This window comes from Amycolatopsis sp. NPDC004169, from assembly GCF_040610315.1.
In the GTDB taxonomy this organism is placed as follows: Bacteria; Actinomycetota; Actinomycetes; order Mycobacteriales; family Pseudonocardiaceae; genus Amycolatopsis.
The window spans coordinates 63,379-79,125 of sequence record NZ_JBEXMD010000035.1 but is presented as its reverse complement, the minus strand read 5'-3'; the positions used below and the strand labels follow the sequence as shown (position 1 = coordinate 79,125).

Here is a 15,747-nt window from a genome sequence, read left to right as displayed (position 1 = left end):
GCCCATGCGCAAGATCGTCGCGAACCTCTTCATTTCGCTCGACGGCGTGGTCGAAGCGCCGGACAAGTGGTCGTTGCGGTACTGGAGCGACGAAATCGGTCAGGCGGTCGGCGGCGGGATGGCCGCCGCCGACGCGATGCTGCTCGGGCGAGTCACCTACGAGGGGTTCGCCGAGGCGTGGCCCGGCCGGACCGTCGAGGACGACGAAGGCGCCGAGTTCATGAACAGCGTGCGCAAGTACGTGCTTTCGTCGACCTTGTCCGAGGTCGCCTGGAACAATTCGACACTGCTCACCGGCGACCCGGCCGAGGCGGTCCGCACGCTGAAGGCCGGACCGGGCGGCGACATCATGACCAGCGGCAGCACGACGGTGGTGCGCTGGCTGCTGGCCGAAGGCCTGGCCGACGAGCTGAACCTGCTGCTGTACCCGGTGGTCGTGGGCCACGGGAAGCGCCTGTTCCCGGAGGAGGGGCCGTCGTTCCCGCTGGAGCTGAGGAAGTCCGCGACGTTCGGCAACGGGGTCGTGCAGCTGACGTACGTACCGGCGTGAGCACGCCGTTCCGGATCGAAGTCCCCGAAGCCGACCTCGAGGACCTGCGCACCCGGCTGCGGCGGACGCGCTGGCCCGAAGCGGAGCCGGTGGACGACTGGAGCCAGGGCACGCCGCTGGGGTACCTGCGTCCGCTGTGCGAGTACTGGGCGTCGGACTACGACTGGCGCCGCACGGAGGCGCGGCTGAACCGGTTTCCGCAGTACCGCACCGAGATCGATGGTCTAGGCATCCACTTCCTGCACGTCCGTTCGCCGGATCCGGCCGCGTTGCCGCTGATCCTCACGCACGGCTGGCCCGGCTCGTTCGTGGAGTTCTCGAAGGTGATCGAGCCGCTTTCACGGGAGTTCCACCTGGTGATCCCGTCGCTGCCGGGCTACGGCTTCAGCGACAAGCCGCCGGAGCCGGGCTGGGGCATCGAGCGGATCGCGGCCGCCTGGGCTTCGCTGATGGCCGGGCTGGGGTACTCGCGCTACGGCGCACAGGGCGGCGACTGGGGGACGTCGATCACGACGTCCCTGGCCCAGCAGGACGCGGCCCACCTGGCGGGCATCCACCTCAACCCGCCGATCGCGGCCCCGGACCCGGCGACCTTCGGTGACCTGACCGACGCCGAGCGGGCCGCGCTTTCCGCGTTGGAGCACGCGCAGCGGTGGGAGGACGGGTATTCGGTGCTGCAGTCGACCCGCCCGCAGACGATCGGCTACAGCCTCCTCGACTCCCCGGCCGGGCTGTGCGGCTGGCTGGTGGAGAAGTTCCACGCCTGGTCCGACGGCTTCCCGTTCACCCGCGACGAACTGCTGGACGACATCACGCTGTACTGGCTCACCGGCACGGCGGCGTCCTCGGCACGGTTGTATTGGGAGAGCATCCGCAAGGTCCAGCAGTGGTTTTCCGAGGCCACGGACGACACGGTGGACGTGCCGACCGGCTGTTCGATCTTCCCTGCGGAGATGCCGCAGCCGTCACGCCGGTGGGCGGAGAAGCGGTACACGGACATCCGGCATTGGAACGAGCTCGACCGAGGCGGCCACTTCGCGGCGTATGAGCAGCCCGAGCTGTTCGCCGACGAGGTGCGGACCTTCTTCCGGCTGGTCCGCTAGGCCTTCGGTTCGGGCGTGGTCTGGTCGGCGCCGATCAGCCGGCCGATCTGCCACTCGTAGCTTTCCGGCACGTTCCCGACGGCGATCCCGATGTCCGCCTTCGCGGCCTCGTAGAACCGGCGCCGCGCCTTGCTCACGGCCTCGATGGCTTCGGACCACGGCAGATCGGTTTCCGCGCCGGTGGCGATTCGCTGCAGCCGGAACGCGCTCTCGTGCCAGGCCCGTGCGGCGACAACCGTGCTCCCGGTGCCCAGCAGCAGCACGGTCTCCCACTTGACCGTGCGTTCTTCCTCGGCTGCGGCCAGGGCAGGCAGGCCTTCCTCGGGCGGGAGGGAGTCGATGTCGGGGTGGATTCCGCGATGGGCCGCGATCCGCACCGAGAGGGCGATGACTCGCTTCAGCGCGAAGGCGTACTCGGCGTAGGCGGTGAGCCGCCGTTCGTCCCAGCGCACCGACTGGGTCCGGCGCCAGCGTCCGCGTTCGGCGGCCGAGGTGGCCGCGAACGAAGCCAACGCGCCGATGACGACTCCGATCAGAGCCGGCAATTGCTGGAGGAACGTCTGCACGGAAGCGGCCTCTCATCGTGGCGACCCGGTCCATTGCTGGGTCGCTGCGGACACGCTCGGCGCTACATCGTCGCCATGGGCGAGCGACCTGCCCCCGCGTCGAAGAGGAACCTCAGTTGACCTGCCTCCCCTGGCCTTGCCAGAACGGCTCCCGCAGCTTGAACTTCTGGATCTTCCCGGTCGCCGTCCGCGGCAGCTCCTCCAGGAACTCGATCCGCTTCGGGCACTTGTACCCCGCCAGGTACCCGCGGCAGTGCTCGATCAACTCCTCCGCCGTCACGGAGCCCTCCACGACGACCAGCGCCGTCACCAGCTCGCCCCACTTCTCGTCCGGGATGCCGATCACCGCGGCCTCGCGGATCGCCGGGTGCGAGTTGAGCGCGTCCTCCACCTCGATCGACGACACGTTCTCGCCGCCGGAGATGATCACGTCCTTCTTGCGGTCGGCGATCGTCAGGTAACCCTCCGAGAACGTCCCGCCGTCGCCCGTGTGGAACCAGCCGCCCTCCTGCACCCGCGCCGTTTCCGCCGGGTTCTCCCAGTAGCCGTCGAGGTTGTGGTTCGACTGGGCGAGCACCTCGCCGTCGGTGTCGACGGTGATCCGGACGCCCAGCGCCGGCGTCCCCGCGCGGCCCAGCAGCCGGGCCTGCTCGTGCGGGTCGAGGTCCGCCCACTCGCTGCGCATCCGGTTGACCGTCAGCAGCGGCGCCGTCTCGGTCAGCCCGTAGATCTGGATGAACTCCCAGCCCAGCTCCGCCCGGACCCGCTCGATCGTGCGTGTCGGCGGTGGCGCGCCGGCCACGACGATCCGGACGCGGTCGCGGCCGGGGATCTCGCTCTCCCACGAAGCGGCGCCGTCCAGTGCCGCCGTGACCACCGCGGGCGCGGCGCAGAGGATCGTCACGCCGTGCTCGTCGATGCGCCGCAGGATCTCGGTGCCGTCGACCTTCCGCAGCACGATGTGCCGCCCGCCCAGTCCGGTCACCGCGTACGGCATACCCCAGCCGTTGCAGTGGAACATCGGCAGCGTGTGCAGCAGGACGTCGCGGTCGCTCAACGTCGTGTGCAGGCCGAACACGGCCGCGTTCAGCCAGATGTTGCGGTGGGTGAGCTGCACGCCCTTCGGCCGCGCGGTCGTTCCCGACGTGTAGTTGATCGTCGCGGTGGCCGATTCGTCGCCGTCCCACGGCCGGGGCGTCCCGTCGCCGCCCCAGATCGCGTCGTCGTCGCGGCCGATGACGAAGACGTGCTTCGCCGTCACCGTGTCGAGCAGGTGCTCGAGCTCCGGGTCGACGATCAGCACCTCCGCCCCGGAGTGCTCCACTATGTACTCGACCTCGGCGGGCGCCAGCCGGAAGTTCACCGGCACCAGGATCCGGCCCCAGGCGGACACACCGAAGAACGACACGAGCAGCCGCGCCGCGTTGTGCGACACCACCGCGACGCGCCCACCGGCCGGCACGCCCAGCGCGTCGAGGTTGGCGGCCTGCGCACGGGCCCGGCGCGCCACCTCGCGGTAGGTGAGCGAACCCCAGCTCGGCGCCGGCTGGTTCGGCTCGTCGACCACCGCGACGCGGTCCGGGTACACCGTTTCCGCGCGGTCGAGGAAGTCCCGGACACCCAGATTGAAGAACATCTCCCGATGATGACTCTTCACCGGGTGCCCGCACCAGTCCGATGTGGTTCGCTGGAGCGCGATGGACTTCGACACGGTGGCCGGCGAGCTCTACGGGGGTGACCTCGCGGAGTTCGTCAGCGCGCGCACCAAGGCGGTTAAGGCAGCGAAGGCGGCGGGCGACGCGGAGCTCGCGAAGCGGATCCAGCAGCTTCGCAAGCCGACCACGGCCGCGGCGATCGTCAACGGCCTGGCCAGGGACGACTCCGACCAGCTGAGCGAACTGGCCGAGCTCGGCACCGAACTGCGGGAGGCGCACACCCGCCTGGCCGGCGACGACCTGCGCGCGCTGACCCGCCGCCGCGGCGAGCTGGTGCGGCGGATCCTCCACGAGCTGCCGTCGATGAGCGACACGGTGTCCCGCGAGGTCGAGGCGACCCTGGAAGCCGTCGCCGCCGACCCGGACACCGCCGCGCTGGCGCTCGCCGGGCGGCTGACGTCGGTCGCGCACCAGGACACCGACCAGTGGTTCAGCCTGGCCGCGAGCGCCCCGACCGCCACCGGGAAGCGTCCGGCGAAGCTGGTGGAGAAGGCGGAACCGGCCCGGCCGAAGCGCGATCACCGGCGTGAAGAACGCGAAGCCGAAGACAGGGCGAAGGCCCGCGCGGAACGCGAGCGCCTGCGCAAGGAAACCGCCGAGCGGGAGAAGGAACGCGCGACGGCCGAGCGCGACCTGGTCCGCACCGAACGCGCGGCCGAGCAGGCCACCGCGCGCGTCGACGACCTGCGCGAGCGCCTGGCCGAGGCGGAGGAACGCGCCGAGCGCGCGACGGCGGCGTTCCAGGCGGCGAAAGCGGCCTTCGACGAAGCCGACGCGGCGGCCGCGGCCGCCCGGAAAGCCGCCGACGCCGCTCGCTGAGCCGGGTCCGGGCTACGCGGTTGAGGGATGCCCGGCCGCCGGCCCGGTCGATAACGTGCGATCGTGCCCCGTTCGATCAAGCTCACCACGACCGGCGCCCGGACGGGCCGGAAGCACCAGGTGACCCTGGGTGCACTGGACATCGACGGCCGGCTGGTCGTCGTCGCCTCGGCGATGGGCGCGCCGAAGCACCCGGCCTGGTACCACAACATCCGCCACCACCCGCTCGTCACGGTGGAGACGGACACCGAGACGTTCGAGGCGATGGCGGCCCTCCCGCCGGACCGCGACGAGCTGTTCGCCGAGGTGGTCTCCCGGGAGCCGGGGTTCGGGGACTACCAGGCGCGGACGACCCGGATCCTGCCCGTCGTCGAACTGCACCGGGTCGACACCGCCCGCCGCATGGGCGACTGGCTCGTCGAGATGCACGACTGGCTGCGCGGCGAGCTGAAGGAGATGCGCGCCGAGCTGGACTGCGGCACCCCACGGGAACTGCGCCTGCGCTGTGCCGGGCTCTGCACGGCCCTCACCAGGCACCACACCGGTGAGGCCAGGAACATCTTCCCGGTGCTGGCCGACCGGTTCCCCGCCCTCGCGCCCACGCTGGCGAAACTCGACGAAGAGCACGTCGTCGTCGCGCGGCTGCAGGAAGAAGTGCAGCAGCTCGTCGAGGCCGAAGCCGACCCGGTCCGGCTCCGCGCGGAGTTCGACCGGCTCCGGTCCGAACTGGACAGTCACTTCGCCTACGAGGAACGCACGCTCGTCGCCGCGCTGAACGCCCTGCTGCCCGCCCCGGGCTGATCAGAGCAGCACTTCGGCCAGCCGCCGCTGGTTCGCCAGCTCGACGGCGGGGGACGGGCCGAGCACCTGCACCGCCACGTGGTCGGCCCCGGCGTCCACGTGGGACAGCAGGCCCTTGGCGATCGTCTCCGGCGTGCCGTGCAGCACGAGGTCGTCGATCAGGCGGTCACTGCCGCCGCCGTCGACGTCGGCCTCGGTGTACCCGTGGCGCAGCAGGTTCTTCACGTAGTTGCTGAGGCCCAGGTAGGGGGTCTGGACGTACGGCCGTCCGATGGCGCGCGCGGCCACCGGATCCTCGTCCACGACCACCTTGTGCTCCGGCGCCAGCAGCTTGCCCGCGCCGAGGATCGCCCGCGCGTGCCGGGTGTGCGTGGGCGGCACGAGGTACGGGTGCGCGCCCGCGGTCCGCTCGGCGGCCAGCTCGAGCACGCGGTCGCCGAGCGCGGCGAGGATCCGGGCGTCGACCGGGACGCCGGCCGCGTCGAGCCGGTCGAGGTAGCCGACGATCTTGGCGTAGGGGCTGCGGTACCCGGTGACCGACTCGGGGTGACCGACGCCGATGCCGAGCAGCAGGCGTTGTCCGTACCGGTCCGCAAGCCGGTGGTAGGACGCGGCGAGGGTTTCCGGCTCGTCGACCCACATGTTGACGATCGCCGTCGCCACGGTGATCCGTTCGGTCGCGGCGAGGATGTCTTCGACCAGTGCGAGGTCGCCGACCGAGTTGCGCCCGGTGCCCAGCCAGACCACGCCGTAGCCCAGGCCGTCCGCCGCGACCGCTTGTTCCTTGCGGGTCACGTCGTCGCGGTGCGGCGCCAGGAACACGCCGAACGTGCTCGATACATTTGCCATAGGCGTCAATATAGCAAATGTATCGCTGGTCGTCAGGAGGCGAGCCGGTGCAGCCACTCCTGCAGCATCAGGCGTTCGGTCGGGGTCAGGGCGCGGTCGTCGTCCTCGAGTGCGGTCGACAAAGCGACAGCGAGGGCACCGACGGACGTGCCCTCGGTGGGGCGCTCGACGAGCAGCCCGGCCAGCACCGACTCCCTGACCTGCGCGGACATCGTGAGGTCCCGGCGGTCCTCAGGCTGGGCGATCAGACTGAGCGTCACGCCGCTGTTGGCCGCCGCGAACTGCCGCGCGGCCTCCGCCGCCTCGACGCGCAGGCGGCCTTCGCGCGCCAACGGCGTGAAGAGTTCAAGCAGCATCGCTTCGGCGCTCGAGGTGAGGTTGCACGGGACACCCGGCTCGATCTGGCCGTAGAGCAGCACGTAGAACGCGGGGTGCGCCAAGCCGTACTCGACGTGGCGGTCCCAGCCCGCGCGGATCCGCTCCACCGGGTCGCCGCCCGGCTCCGGAGCCTGGACGTACTGCGTGAAGCCGTAGTTGACGACCGCGTCGAGCAGGCCCTGCTTGCTGCCGAAGTGGTGGTAGAGCGTGGGGGCCTGGACGCCGGCGCGCTCGCAGATCGCCCGCGTCGACACCGGTCCGTCGCCGGCTTCGTGCAGGAGCTGGCCCGCGGCCATGAGCAGGCGGTCGCGGGTGCTGGAGGCGTTGCTCGATCGTCCGGCCATGTAGCAATTGTAGCGACGGCCTGTAGCGGTCAGCGCAGCCGAAGCTGGACCCGCCGGAGCCCGGCGAAGGCGGCCAGCACACCCGGATCCGTCGTGGCCGCGGCCGGGCGCACCGCCCGGTAGCCGTCGAGCAGCGCCTCTCTCAGCTCTTCGCGCTGCGGCAGGTGCCGGAGGGCGTCGAGCGCCACGGCGAGGTCGTAGGCGTAGTGCCCGTAGCCGCAGTCGTCGAAGTCGATCGCGCGCACCCGGCCGCGGTGCAGCAGGTAGTTGTCCTGGTGCAGGTCGCCGTGCACCAGGCCGAAGACGTCGGAGCCGTAGCCCAGCTCGGTGCGCACCGCGCGGACGCGGGCCACCGCCGTGCGGATCCGCTCGTCGCCGCCGGCGGCCGCGACGGCCCGGTCGACGACCGCGGTGGAGAAGCCGTCCACCTGGGTGCGGCCGAACTCCGTGAGGTCGTCCACGCGGCGGCGGTCGAGGCCGTTCATCCGCGAACCGTGCAGGTGCAGCCGCGCGGTGAACTCGCCCACCGCGTACAGCTGCGGCGTGCTGAGCCGTTCGTCGACGAACCGGCCCTCGACCCAGTGCACGAGCACACAGGTGCGTGGTTCGGGCACGGCCGGGTCGGCGACCACGGTGACCAGGTCCCGGGTGCGCGTCGGCACCGGCTGCGGGACGACGAGGTCGGTCTCGCGGCGCAGCGCGGCGAGCCAGGCCATCTCGGCCCGGACCTGGCCGGCACCGGGACCGTCCGGCCGCTGCACCCGCAGCACGTACCGGTGGCCGTCGGCGCCGTCGACGCGGAACGCCGTGTTCTGCCCGTGGGCCAGCGGGGTCAGGCGGGCCACCGGCACGGCGTAGGCCGTCAGCGCCGCTTCCGCGAGCCGGCGCAGGCGGCGGGTCCGCCCGGCGCGGTCCAGCTCGGCGAACGGCCGGGAGTTCGCCTGGAAGTCGGCCATCGCCCAGGTGCTCAGCTGATCGACCGTTCCGGCTCGCGGGAGTGCGAGACCAGCTCGATGGCCGGCGTCGTGTGCCGCCCGCCGCCGAGCCGGTCCACGCCGCGCAGTCCCTCGGCCAGCCGCTCGACCTCGGTGTCCGGCCGCACCCCGAAGCGCATGAACTGGCTGGTCATGCCGATCTTGTTGCCGCACTGGCGCACCAGCAGGTGGTGCTCGGCGAGCAGGTAGTCGCACAGCTCGGCGCCGTCGACCGACGCGGGCAGCTTGACGAGCAGGAAGTTCGCCTGCGACGGGTACACCGTCAGCTCCGGGAACTGCCCGAGCTGCGACTGCATCATGAACCGGTCGAGCGCAAGCTTCTTCAGGCTGTCCTCGTACTCCGCGCGGTGCTCGGCGAGCATGAAGATCACGGTCTCGGCGAGCGAGTTCAGGTTCCACTTCGGCAGCGCCGCCGACAGCTTGCGCGTCAGCGCCGGGTTGGAGACCTGGTAGCCGAACCGGATCCCGTGCAGCCCGAAGTTCTTGCCCAGGCTCTTCAGCACGATCACGTTCGGCCGGACGACGGCTTCGGCGGCCACCGACGGGTTCCGCTCGACCTCGACGAAGTCGACGAACGATTCGTCGATCACGACCAGGTCGAGGTCCTCGAGGGCGTCCATGAACCGGATCACCTCGCGACGCGGCAGGTACCCGCCGTCGGGGTTGTTCGGGTTGCACAGCACCGCGACCCGGGAGCCGCGGCGCTTGATGAAGTCGAGGTAGTCATCCACCCGCAGCTCGAAGCCGTCGGCCTCCTTCAGCAGGAACATGTCGACGCGCTTGCCGGTCTCCATCGGCTGGTCGGTCCACCGGCCGAACGTCGGGATCGGCACGGCGACGCTGGACCCGACCAGCAGCTGGTCGATCCAGGTGATCAGCTCGGTCGAGCCGTTGGCGAGCGAGATCGTCGACGGGTTGAGCCGCAGCACGCTCGCCAGCTGCGCGGTGATCGCGGCGGCGTCGCTCGGGTAGAACTTGAGGATCGTGCGGAGGTTGCGTTCGAGCTCGCCGAACATCTCGTCGGTCGGGAAGTACGGGTTGCACGGGATGCAGAAGTCCGCGAGGTCGTCCGCGTACTGGCCCATCGCCCTGGCCACGGAGAAGAACGACGGGCTGTGGGCCTTGTCCTGCCGGAAAAGGCCCTGGGGGGTCATACCGTGCCGCACGCGTGTTCTCCGTCCGCCGCTTTACCGGCCCCTTGCCTTCCCGTTGAGGACACGTACGAATCGGGCGGCCGGTTCAATGCCGGACAACGCGTGGATTCCGGTGCCAGCCAATACCGCCGCGGCCAGTGCGGACACGAGCAGGAACGGCAAGGGGGCGGCCAGCGGGTCGATGCCGGTGAAGGACTCGACACCGATCACGGCGGTGAGCACGGCGTCGGCGGCGACGGCCGTCTGGACGACGCGCAGCCGGTGCGCTTCGGGATGGCCGGTGAACCGCAGCAGCCAGGCCAGCGCGGGCAGCACCAGGATCGCGTGCATCGCGACCGCGTGCAGCGGCTTGAGCGAGCCGGCGGTGGTGTAGGCCAGTTGCGGGTCGCCGCCGCGGGCCGCGACCACCCCGCGGCCGATCATCACCGCCCCGGTGGCCAGTGCGACCAGCAGCACGGCCAGGCCGGCGCGGACGGCCAGGCGCAGGCTCGGCGCGGCCGGGCCCGGTTCCACGAGCGCGGTGGCCGTGAAGCCGATGACGGCCAGGACGAGCACCCCGCCACCCGCGGCCAGCGTCATGGAGACGAAGGTGTCGAAGGGCGTCTCGAAGTTGAAGTGCGACGGCACTCCGCGCCACGCCTGCATGCTGACCAGGACGACTTCGGCGACGCTCGCCACGGTGAACGCGCCGAGCAGGACCGTGCGCAGCCGCGGGCGCATGGTGAGGAACGACGTCGCCCAGGCGACCGACGCGAGCGTCAACCCGAACGACAGGCCGAACGTGACGGCCTTGCGCATCGACAGCGGGCCCAGCCACGAGCCGCCGGTGGCGAGGAGCACGAGCGCGTGCGCGACGCCGCTGAGGAACAGGGCCGCACCGACGGCGTAGGCGATCCGCTCGGCTCGCCTTCCGTCGTGCCGGATCCGGGTGAGTGCGTTCATACCGGGAGTCTCGCGGCCCCGGGTCGCCGCCGCGTCGGCCAGGGGATGGCACCTCGACGTACGACGACGTGCGTACGGCAATCGGCGAGTATGTCGAAAAAGCGCGGGTAAAGGAATTTATTTTTTCTTGACGGAATATTGACGAGAGGCGTGCCGCGTGACACTCGCCAGGCGGATGCGGTGGCGGCAAAAGCGTCCTATCCTGCAGACATGTACATCGCACTGTTGACCTATACGGCGCCCGAAACAGAAGTCGACTACGCGCTTCCCGACCATTCGGAGTGGGTGCGCAAACAATTCACGAAAGGACTCTTCCTGGTTTGCGGAAAGGGTAACGGCGCGGCCGACCACGTGATACTGGCCCGCTCGGTGCTGCGCGGCAAGCTCGACGCCGTGCTCGCCAGCGACCCGTTCGTGGTCCGCAGGCTCGCCCGGTACGACGTCATCGAGTTCGCCGCCACGCGCACCGCCCAGGAGCTGCTGGCGATCAACGAGGCCATCGCCTCCTGAGGAACCGTCGGGTCGGGTGGCCCGGCGACGACGCCCCGCCACCTGACGGCGAAGAGCACTCGCCCGCTGGACCTCGCTTATGATCGCGAAGGACGTCCAGCCAGGGAGAGTGCGATGAAAACCCCCGACCTCGTCTTCCGGGGCCGCCGGTTGAGCCGTGACCGCGCGCTGGTGCTGGCCGCGGTCGAGTCGCTCCCCGCGGCCCGTGACGCCGTCGCCGACGGCGCCGACCTCGTGAGTTTCGCCGGAGCCGGCGCCGAGTCCCTGGTCGAGCAGGCCCGGTCGGCGTTCCCCGACCTCGTCATCGGCGTCGACACCGCGGACCCGTCGGTCGCCGCGGCCTGCTGCGAAGCGGGCGCCGACCTGATCGTGACGAGCGCGGACCTGTCCGAGGTCGCGGCCCGGTACGACGCCGGGTACGCGGCCCCTTCGCTCGTGGCCGGTTTGTCCGTTGCCGTGGACATCGGGGACTTCCGGTCGATGCCCGCCGAAGACGTGCCGGTGCTGGCTTCGGTCGCCGAAGACGGCACGCCGGCGGGGCTCGCCCGGGCGGCCCTCGCGGCGTCGGCGGGGGTGGCGATCATCCGCACGAAACACGTCCGCCAGGTGCGTCAGGTGGCGGAGATGGCGGCGAGCATCGCGGGCACGCGCCCGCCGGCGAAGGCGGTCCGGTGGGAGTGATCCGGGAGGTCTGGCCGTCCGCCCGCGACCTCACCGACGCCGACCTCGAGCAGCTGTACCGCTACCCGGCGAACCCCCGCTGGCTGGCGGTGAACTTCGTGTCGAGCACGGACGGCGCCATCGAGGTCGAAGGCCGCTCCGGGGCGCTGTCGACCCCGGCGGACCGCATCGTCTACCGCCTCGGCAACGACCTGGCCGACGTGGTACTGGTGGGCGCGGGAACGGCGGTGGCGGAGGGCTTCGAGGGAATGCGCCCGGACGCTGCGACGGCCGAGCGTCGCAGGAGGTTCGGCCTGGCCCCGATCGCCCCGGTGGCGGTGGTGACGACGGGCCGCTCCCTGCCCCCGGACGCGCCGGTGATCACCAAGGCGGCGGTCCCGACGTTGGTGTTCACGTCCGCGGCGGCCCCTGCCGAGTTGCGCGACGCCTGGTCGGCCGCCGGCGCCCGGGTGTTCGTGGTGGGGGAGCGGGAGGTGTCGGCCGAGCGCGTGGTGTCGACGCTGGTGGCGGAGGGCTTGGGCCGCATCGATTGCGAGGGCGGGCCGAGGTTGTTCGGGTCGTTGATCGAGGCGGGCGTGGTCGACGAGTTCCGGTTGACGGTGGCGCCGTTCCTGGTGGCGGGGACCGCCAGCCGGGCATCTGTTGGTGCGCCGGTGGATCCGGCGTCACTGGAGCTGGCTTCGGTGCTCACCGACGGCGCCAGCGTTCTGCTGCGGTACCTGGCACCGCGCTAGTTTTGTCGGTCCCCTCTGCTAGCGTGGAAATCGGGGCTCCCTGGCGCGATACCCGTTGCGGCACAAGGGAAATCGCTGCTCACGGCCCCGCTGCAGTTCACCCGTTCCAGCGATGACGGTCGCACATTTGTTCGGGTACCGTCGAAGACATGATCACCGCCCGAAGACCTCGGCAGCACCGCGAACCGGTGCTGCGCCAAGGAAATCCCCTACCGATCGACCAGCCGCCGGAAGTGGTCCGGCAGCGGAAGTTCCCGAGCCTCCGCCCGCGTCAGCCACGCGAAGTCGTCGTGCTCCTCGGGATTCAGCACCACCTCGCCGGCGCCCGTTTCTTCCACCGTGTAAACGAAAGCGTGGATGCGCAACGGCCGCCCCGTCACGTCCGGCCACGCGTCGCGCGCCAGTTCACCGGTGACGCGCACCGTCAACCCGGTCTCCTCCGCCGCTTCGCGCGTCGCTGTGTCCTCGAAGCGTTCGCCCGGCTCGGCCGTGCCGCCGGGCAGTTCCCACTTGCCCGCGAGGAACACCCCGGGTCCGCGGCGGAGGAACAGCACCCGGTCGCCGCGGGCGATCCAGCAGTAGGCCAGGTGCTTGTGCGCGATCTCCGTCATGCGCGCGATTCTCGCTCAGTTGGTCTTCGACGTCGGCAGGTGGGCGCCGAGGTACCCGACGTACACCGTGCCCGTGCGGTCGGTGTCGTCGAGGAAGTGCAGCCGCGGGGCCGGCGACTTGAACCGCTCCAAGGCGATGTGGGCGCCGAAGTAGTCGCGGCCAGCCGGGTTCGTCCGCGGGTCGACGCGGAACGTGCGGGCCTGGCGGAGCCGCTCGTTAGTGGTCACCGTGTCGGACTCGGCCAGGGCGATGATGTTCGCGCTGATCAGCGAACCCGGCTGGCCGGTGCGGGCGAAGGCGAGCACGTCCGAGAGCTCGGGGCCCGGGTCCTGGCCCGCGTCGAGCAGGGAGGTCCGGGCGCCGGCGTAGGCGTCGAGGGTGCGGAGCGCGTCCCAGGCCTTGCGGCGCCAGGCGGCGGCCTTGGGGTGGTGGTCGAGGATCGCGGCCGGCGCCGGCTCGGCCGTGATCGCGAGGTGCTTCAGCGAGGCGGCCGCGGCGCCGATCAGCTCGGCGAAACTCGGGAAGTCCTCCGGCGGGCGCCCGGCGTCGGCGACCTCGTCGTCGGCGTCGTGGTGGCGGGCGAGCCGCCCCGCCAGCAGCCCGTTGACACGCCGGAGCTCGTCGCGCTCGGCCTCGGTCTCCTCGAACGCCCGCGCGTAGTCGTCGGCCTCCGCCTGCAGTTGCGCAAGCTGGTCGCGCAGGCAGGCGACGTCGGTCGCGCACGCGTCCTCGAGCCGGCGGCGGAGCGTCTTCACCTCGCAGGCGTGCCGGTCCCGTTCCTCGGCGTGGGCCTTGGCTTTCTTCCGCAGAATGGTGATCACGCGCCGCGCCTCGGCCAGCTCGCGCTCGGCGCGGCCGAGCTTCTCGACCAGTTCGGCGTCGGGCTCGCGTTCCGGCGAGGCGAACGGATCGGCGGCGTACCAGGCCCGCACGCTCGGCACGTCCGCCCACTCCTCGGGCAGGGGCGTCCGGCCGCGGGCCTGGATGAGCCGGGTGATCGCCCCCTGCAGCGCCTCGCCGGAGACGGGGCTCTCGGTGACGACGAAGTCCGGCAGCTGGTCGCAGGGCGGCACGTAGAGCCGCGCGCCCTGCGGCACCGCGCAGCCGAGCGGCAGGTGCCGGTTGAGGGTGTGGCGGAAGCGATCGTCGACGTCGAAGACGTTGACCAGCCCGGGCCACCCCTCGACCGGTACCGTCGGCGGCTCGGTGAGCACCAGCACCGCCGAAGAGCGCCACGGTGCCACCAGCGCCTCGCCCAGGAGGTCGGCGAGGTGGTCGCACTCCTTGCGCGACCAGCCCCGCATCGCCAGCACCGGCGTCTCGATCGGGATTTCGTCGCTACCGCTGGCGCCCAGCTCTTCCAGCCCGATCCGCTGCGCGGGAGCGTCGTGGCAGCTGCGCCACGGCCGCGTGCACGCAGCGGTCAGCAACCACGTCACCCGATCTTCGCCGGCGCGGTAGCACAGCGAAAGCAATACCTGAACGGAGTAGCGGCCTTCGCCGCCCTCGTACGCGAACTGAAGATCACACCGGCGCGAACCGCCGTCATCGGACGAGCCGAGATCGGTCACCGTGTAGTCGTCGTGCTGCCTCTCGCGGCTGATCAGCCTGCTGCGCAACGCGTCCAGGGGGCGTTTTCCCTCGGTGGGGACCAGTCCGTGGTGCCAGATCCGGTGCACCCCCACAGGACTCAACTCCGTTCGCCGAGAACAGGACCTCAGCCGAACATAGCGGATCCTGTGACCGTTCGAACGCGGGGCGTCACCCCACGAGCGCCCCCCGGGTCCGCAACACTCACCAAGCTCCCGGCCGCCGGCGCGACCCGCCAAGCTCACGACACCCCTCGATGCACGTGGCGCAGCACCACCCGTGTGCGCCGGGCCCCGCCAAGGCGGGCGGCCTCCACGAAGTGGCTCCCGGCGACGCGCAGCACCTCCGCGCGCATCACCCGGACAGTGCTTCCGTGCCGGCAGCACCAGCTCGGCGGACTCCGACACCGCGTTCAGGTGGCCATCGAGCTCCGGCGCCCCCTTCGTTGGCTCGGTGGGGCCGTCGAGGTCCGGCGTCACCTTCGTGGGTTCGGTGAGGTCGTCGAGGTCCGGCGTCACCTTCGCGGGTTCGATGAGGTCGTCGAGCTTCGGTGTCACTTTCGTGGGCTCGGTGGGCTGTCGAGCTTCGGCGTCGCCTTCGCGGGTTCGATGAGGTCGTCGAGCTTCGGTGTCACTTTCGTGGGCTCGGTGGGCTGTCGAGCTTCGGCGTCACTTTCGTGGGCTCGGTGGGCTGTCGAGCTCCGGCGTCACCTTCGTGGGCTCGGTGGGGCCGTCGAGCTCCGGCGCCACCTCCGTGGGCACGGCGAGGCCGTCGAGGACTCCGCGCCATGCCTGCCGGGCTTCCGCTCGTCCTGGCGGCCGAGCCAGGCGAGGCTCAGGTGCCCGCCCTGACCGTCCGGCAGCGGCGGCGCGGCCTCTACGCGTCCCTACCGCACCGCCGCCTCCCCCGACGGTGTAGCCCCGGAACGGCGCGACCTCCGGCAGCACGGCCGCCGGGCCGTGCGTGGCCAGCCCGCGAATGAGGATCGGCTGCCTTCAGTGGCGATGTGGTGCGCGTTCCACAGGAAGCGGCCGCGACCTCGATCACGGTGAACCGAACCAGCGGCGCGTGCACCAGATCGAACCGGCGTTCACGATCCTCGGCCGCCAGCCGCTTTTCCCGGTCGGCTTCGGCGCCCGTTCCGCGCGAGATCGATAGCCGCGACCGCCTTCGTCGGCCGGCCCACCGGCGAGGAGGCCCGCCCGGATCGAGTGGAACCGCGGCAGACCGAGCTCCTCCGCCGGCACCCATGAGCCCTCGACCTCGGCGCGGACCACGCTCGACGAACGCGACGGCAAGCTGTTCCGCCGGCGGTGCAGACTCACCCCGGCCGCGCACGCCCGCGGATCACCGTCACCCGCGGTAGCCGCGCAGGGCTGTCGACCGGAGCGACCGCCAGCCACG

The 15,747-nt window shown here is 71.3% G+C and carries 16 protein-coding genes; 7 read left to right on the top strand and 9 right to left on the bottom strand.

Features of this window, described 5'->3' with window-relative positions; translation table 11 throughout:
* The first annotated feature begins 4 nt into the window (after positions 1 to 4).
* Positions 5 to 550 carry a dihydrofolate reductase family protein gene (locus ABZX11_RS35465; RefSeq protein WP_354921509.1) on the top strand — a complete coding sequence of 182 codons (546 nt, stop codon included), beginning with the start codon at positions 5 to 7 and terminating at the stop codon, positions 548 to 550.
* Positions 547 to 1,653, top strand: a complete 1,107-nt coding sequence (locus ABZX11_RS35460) for an epoxide hydrolase family protein (RefSeq protein WP_354921506.1) — start codon at positions 547 to 549, stop codon at positions 1,651 to 1,653. The genes ABZX11_RS35465 and ABZX11_RS35460 overlap by 4 nt, the downstream gene beginning before the upstream one ends.
* On the opposite strand, the gene ABZX11_RS35455 is transcribed toward ABZX11_RS35460, so the two are convergent.
* Entirely contained in the window at positions 1,650 to 2,219 is a 570-nt protein-coding gene (locus tag ABZX11_RS35455; protein ID WP_354921503.1) for a hypothetical protein, read from the bottom strand. The genes ABZX11_RS35460 and ABZX11_RS35455 overlap by 4 nt on opposite strands.
* 112 nt (positions 2,220 to 2,331) lie before the next feature.
* Positions 2,332 to 3,855, bottom strand: a complete 1,524-nt coding sequence (locus ABZX11_RS35450; protein WP_354921500.1) for an AMP-binding protein — start codon at positions 3,853 to 3,855, stop codon at positions 2,332 to 2,334.
* 61 nt (positions 3,856 to 3,916) lie between these two features.
* On the opposite strand from ABZX11_RS35450, the gene ABZX11_RS35445 reads away from it, so the two are divergent.
* Both ABZX11_RS35445 and ABZX11_RS35440 read left to right on the top strand, forming a co-directional pair.
* On the top strand, positions 3,917 to 4,753 hold the full coding sequence (locus ABZX11_RS35445) for a hypothetical protein (RefSeq protein WP_354921497.1): 837 nt from the start codon (positions 3,917 to 3,919) through the stop codon (positions 4,751 to 4,753).
* A 63-nt stretch (positions 4,754 to 4,816) separates the two neighbouring features.
* Positions 4,817 to 5,554 (top strand): nitroreductase/quinone reductase family protein, encoded by a 738-nt coding sequence (locus tag ABZX11_RS35440; RefSeq protein ID WP_354921494.1) that lies wholly within the window; start codon positions 4,817 to 4,819, stop codon positions 5,552 to 5,554.
* Here the strand turns inward: ABZX11_RS35440 and ABZX11_RS35435 are convergent, their stop codons facing one another.
* The 5 genes from ABZX11_RS35435 to ABZX11_RS35415 are packed head-to-tail and all read right to left on the bottom strand — an operon-like array spanning position 5,555 to position 10,216.
* Positions 5,555 to 6,403, bottom strand: a complete 849-nt coding sequence (locus tag ABZX11_RS35435) for an LLM class F420-dependent oxidoreductase (RefSeq protein WP_354921491.1) — start codon at positions 6,401 to 6,403, stop codon at positions 5,555 to 5,557.
* Positions 6,404 to 6,435: 32 nt separating this feature from the next.
* Positions 6,436 to 7,125 carry a TetR/AcrR family transcriptional regulator gene (locus ABZX11_RS35430; RefSeq protein ID WP_354921488.1) on the bottom strand — a complete coding sequence of 230 codons (690 nt, stop codon included), beginning with the start codon at positions 7,123 to 7,125 and terminating at the stop codon, positions 6,436 to 6,438.
* 29 nt (positions 7,126 to 7,154) lie between these two features.
* Positions 7,155 to 8,081 carry a phosphotransferase gene (locus tag ABZX11_RS35425; protein WP_176175317.1) on the bottom strand — a complete coding sequence of 309 codons (927 nt, stop codon included), beginning with the start codon at positions 8,079 to 8,081 and terminating at the stop codon, positions 7,155 to 7,157.
* A gap of 11 nt (positions 8,082 to 8,092) precedes the next feature.
* Complete coding sequence (locus ABZX11_RS35420; RefSeq protein ID WP_254897180.1) at positions 8,093 to 9,274, bottom strand: histidinol-phosphate transaminase; 1,182 nt, start codon at positions 9,272 to 9,274, stop codon at positions 8,093 to 8,095.
* A 33-nt stretch (positions 9,275 to 9,307) separates the two neighbouring features.
* The gene (locus tag ABZX11_RS35415) at positions 9,308 to 10,216 is read right to left on the bottom strand and encodes a hypothetical protein (protein WP_354921484.1); all 909 of its coding nucleotides are present in this window, start codon (positions 10,214 to 10,216) and stop codon (positions 9,308 to 9,310) included.
* 210 nt (positions 10,217 to 10,426) lie between these two features.
* Between ABZX11_RS35415 and ABZX11_RS35410 the strand changes: the two genes are divergently transcribed.
* The 3 genes from ABZX11_RS35410 to ABZX11_RS35400 all read left to right on the top strand — a co-directional run bounded on the left by ABZX11_RS35410 (position 10,427) and on the right by ABZX11_RS35400 (position 12,141).
* Entirely contained in the window at positions 10,427 to 10,726 is a 300-nt protein-coding gene (locus ABZX11_RS35410; RefSeq protein WP_354921481.1) for a hypothetical protein, read from the top strand.
* A 114-nt stretch (positions 10,727 to 10,840) separates the two neighbouring features.
* Positions 10,841 to 11,407, top strand: a complete 567-nt coding sequence (locus ABZX11_RS35405) for a dihydropteroate synthase (RefSeq protein ID WP_176175321.1) — start codon at positions 10,841 to 10,843, stop codon at positions 11,405 to 11,407.
* Entirely contained in the window at positions 11,404 to 12,141 is a 738-nt protein-coding gene (locus ABZX11_RS35400) for a dihydrofolate reductase family protein (RefSeq protein WP_354921590.1), read from the top strand. Before ABZX11_RS35405 ends, ABZX11_RS35400 begins: the two co-directional genes overlap by 4 nt.
* A 209-nt stretch (positions 12,142 to 12,350) precedes the next feature.
* Here ABZX11_RS35400 and ABZX11_RS35395 read toward each other — a convergent pair whose 3' ends face one another.
* Complete coding sequence (locus tag ABZX11_RS35395; RefSeq protein WP_354921478.1) at positions 12,351 to 12,752, bottom strand: NUDIX hydrolase; 402 nt, start codon at positions 12,750 to 12,752, stop codon at positions 12,351 to 12,353.
* 15 nt (positions 12,753 to 12,767) lie between these two features.
* Positions 12,768 to 14,438, bottom strand: a complete 1,671-nt coding sequence (locus ABZX11_RS35390) for a hypothetical protein (RefSeq protein WP_354921475.1) — start codon at positions 14,436 to 14,438, stop codon at positions 12,768 to 12,770.
* Positions 14,439 to 15,747 lie beyond the last annotated feature (1,309 nt).

Excerpts from the sequence above, each read along its gene's own strand:
- ABZX11_RS35465 (WP_354921509.1), top strand. The coding sequence starts at position 5 with ATGCGCAAGATCGTCGCGAACCTCTTCATTTCGCTCGACGGCGTGGTC.
- ABZX11_RS35450 (WP_354921500.1), bottom strand. The coding sequence starts at position 3,855 with ATGTTCTTCAATCTGGGTGTCCGGGACTTCCTCGACCGCGCGGAAACG.
- ABZX11_RS35445 (WP_354921497.1), top strand. The coding sequence starts at position 3,917 with ATGGACTTCGACACGGTGGCCGGCGAGCTCTACGGGGGTGACCTCGCG.
- ABZX11_RS35435 (WP_354921491.1), bottom strand. The coding sequence starts at position 6,403 with ATGGCAAATGTATCGAGCACGTTCGGCGTGTTCCTGGCGCCGCACCGC.
- ABZX11_RS35430 (WP_354921488.1), bottom strand. The coding sequence starts at position 7,125 with ATGGCCGGACGATCGAGCAACGCCTCCAGCACCCGCGACCGCCTGCTC.
- ABZX11_RS35425 (WP_176175317.1), bottom strand. The coding sequence starts at position 8,081 with ATGGCCGACTTCCAGGCGAACTCCCGGCCGTTCGCCGAGCTGGACCGC.
- ABZX11_RS35420 (WP_254897180.1), bottom strand. The coding sequence starts at position 9,274 with ATGACCCCCCAGGGCCTTTTCCGGCAGGACAAGGCCCACAGCCCGTCG.
- ABZX11_RS35415 (WP_354921484.1), bottom strand. The coding sequence starts at position 10,216 with ATGAACGCACTCACCCGGATCCGGCACGACGGAAGGCGAGCCGAGCGG.
- ABZX11_RS35410 (WP_354921481.1), top strand. The coding sequence starts at position 10,427 with ATGTACATCGCACTGTTGACCTATACGGCGCCCGAAACAGAAGTCGAC.
- ABZX11_RS35405 (WP_176175321.1), top strand. The coding sequence starts at position 10,841 with ATGAAAACCCCCGACCTCGTCTTCCGGGGCCGCCGGTTGAGCCGTGAC.
- ABZX11_RS35395 (WP_354921478.1), bottom strand. The coding sequence starts at position 12,752 with ATGACGGAGATCGCGCACAAGCACCTGGCCTACTGCTGGATCGCCCGC.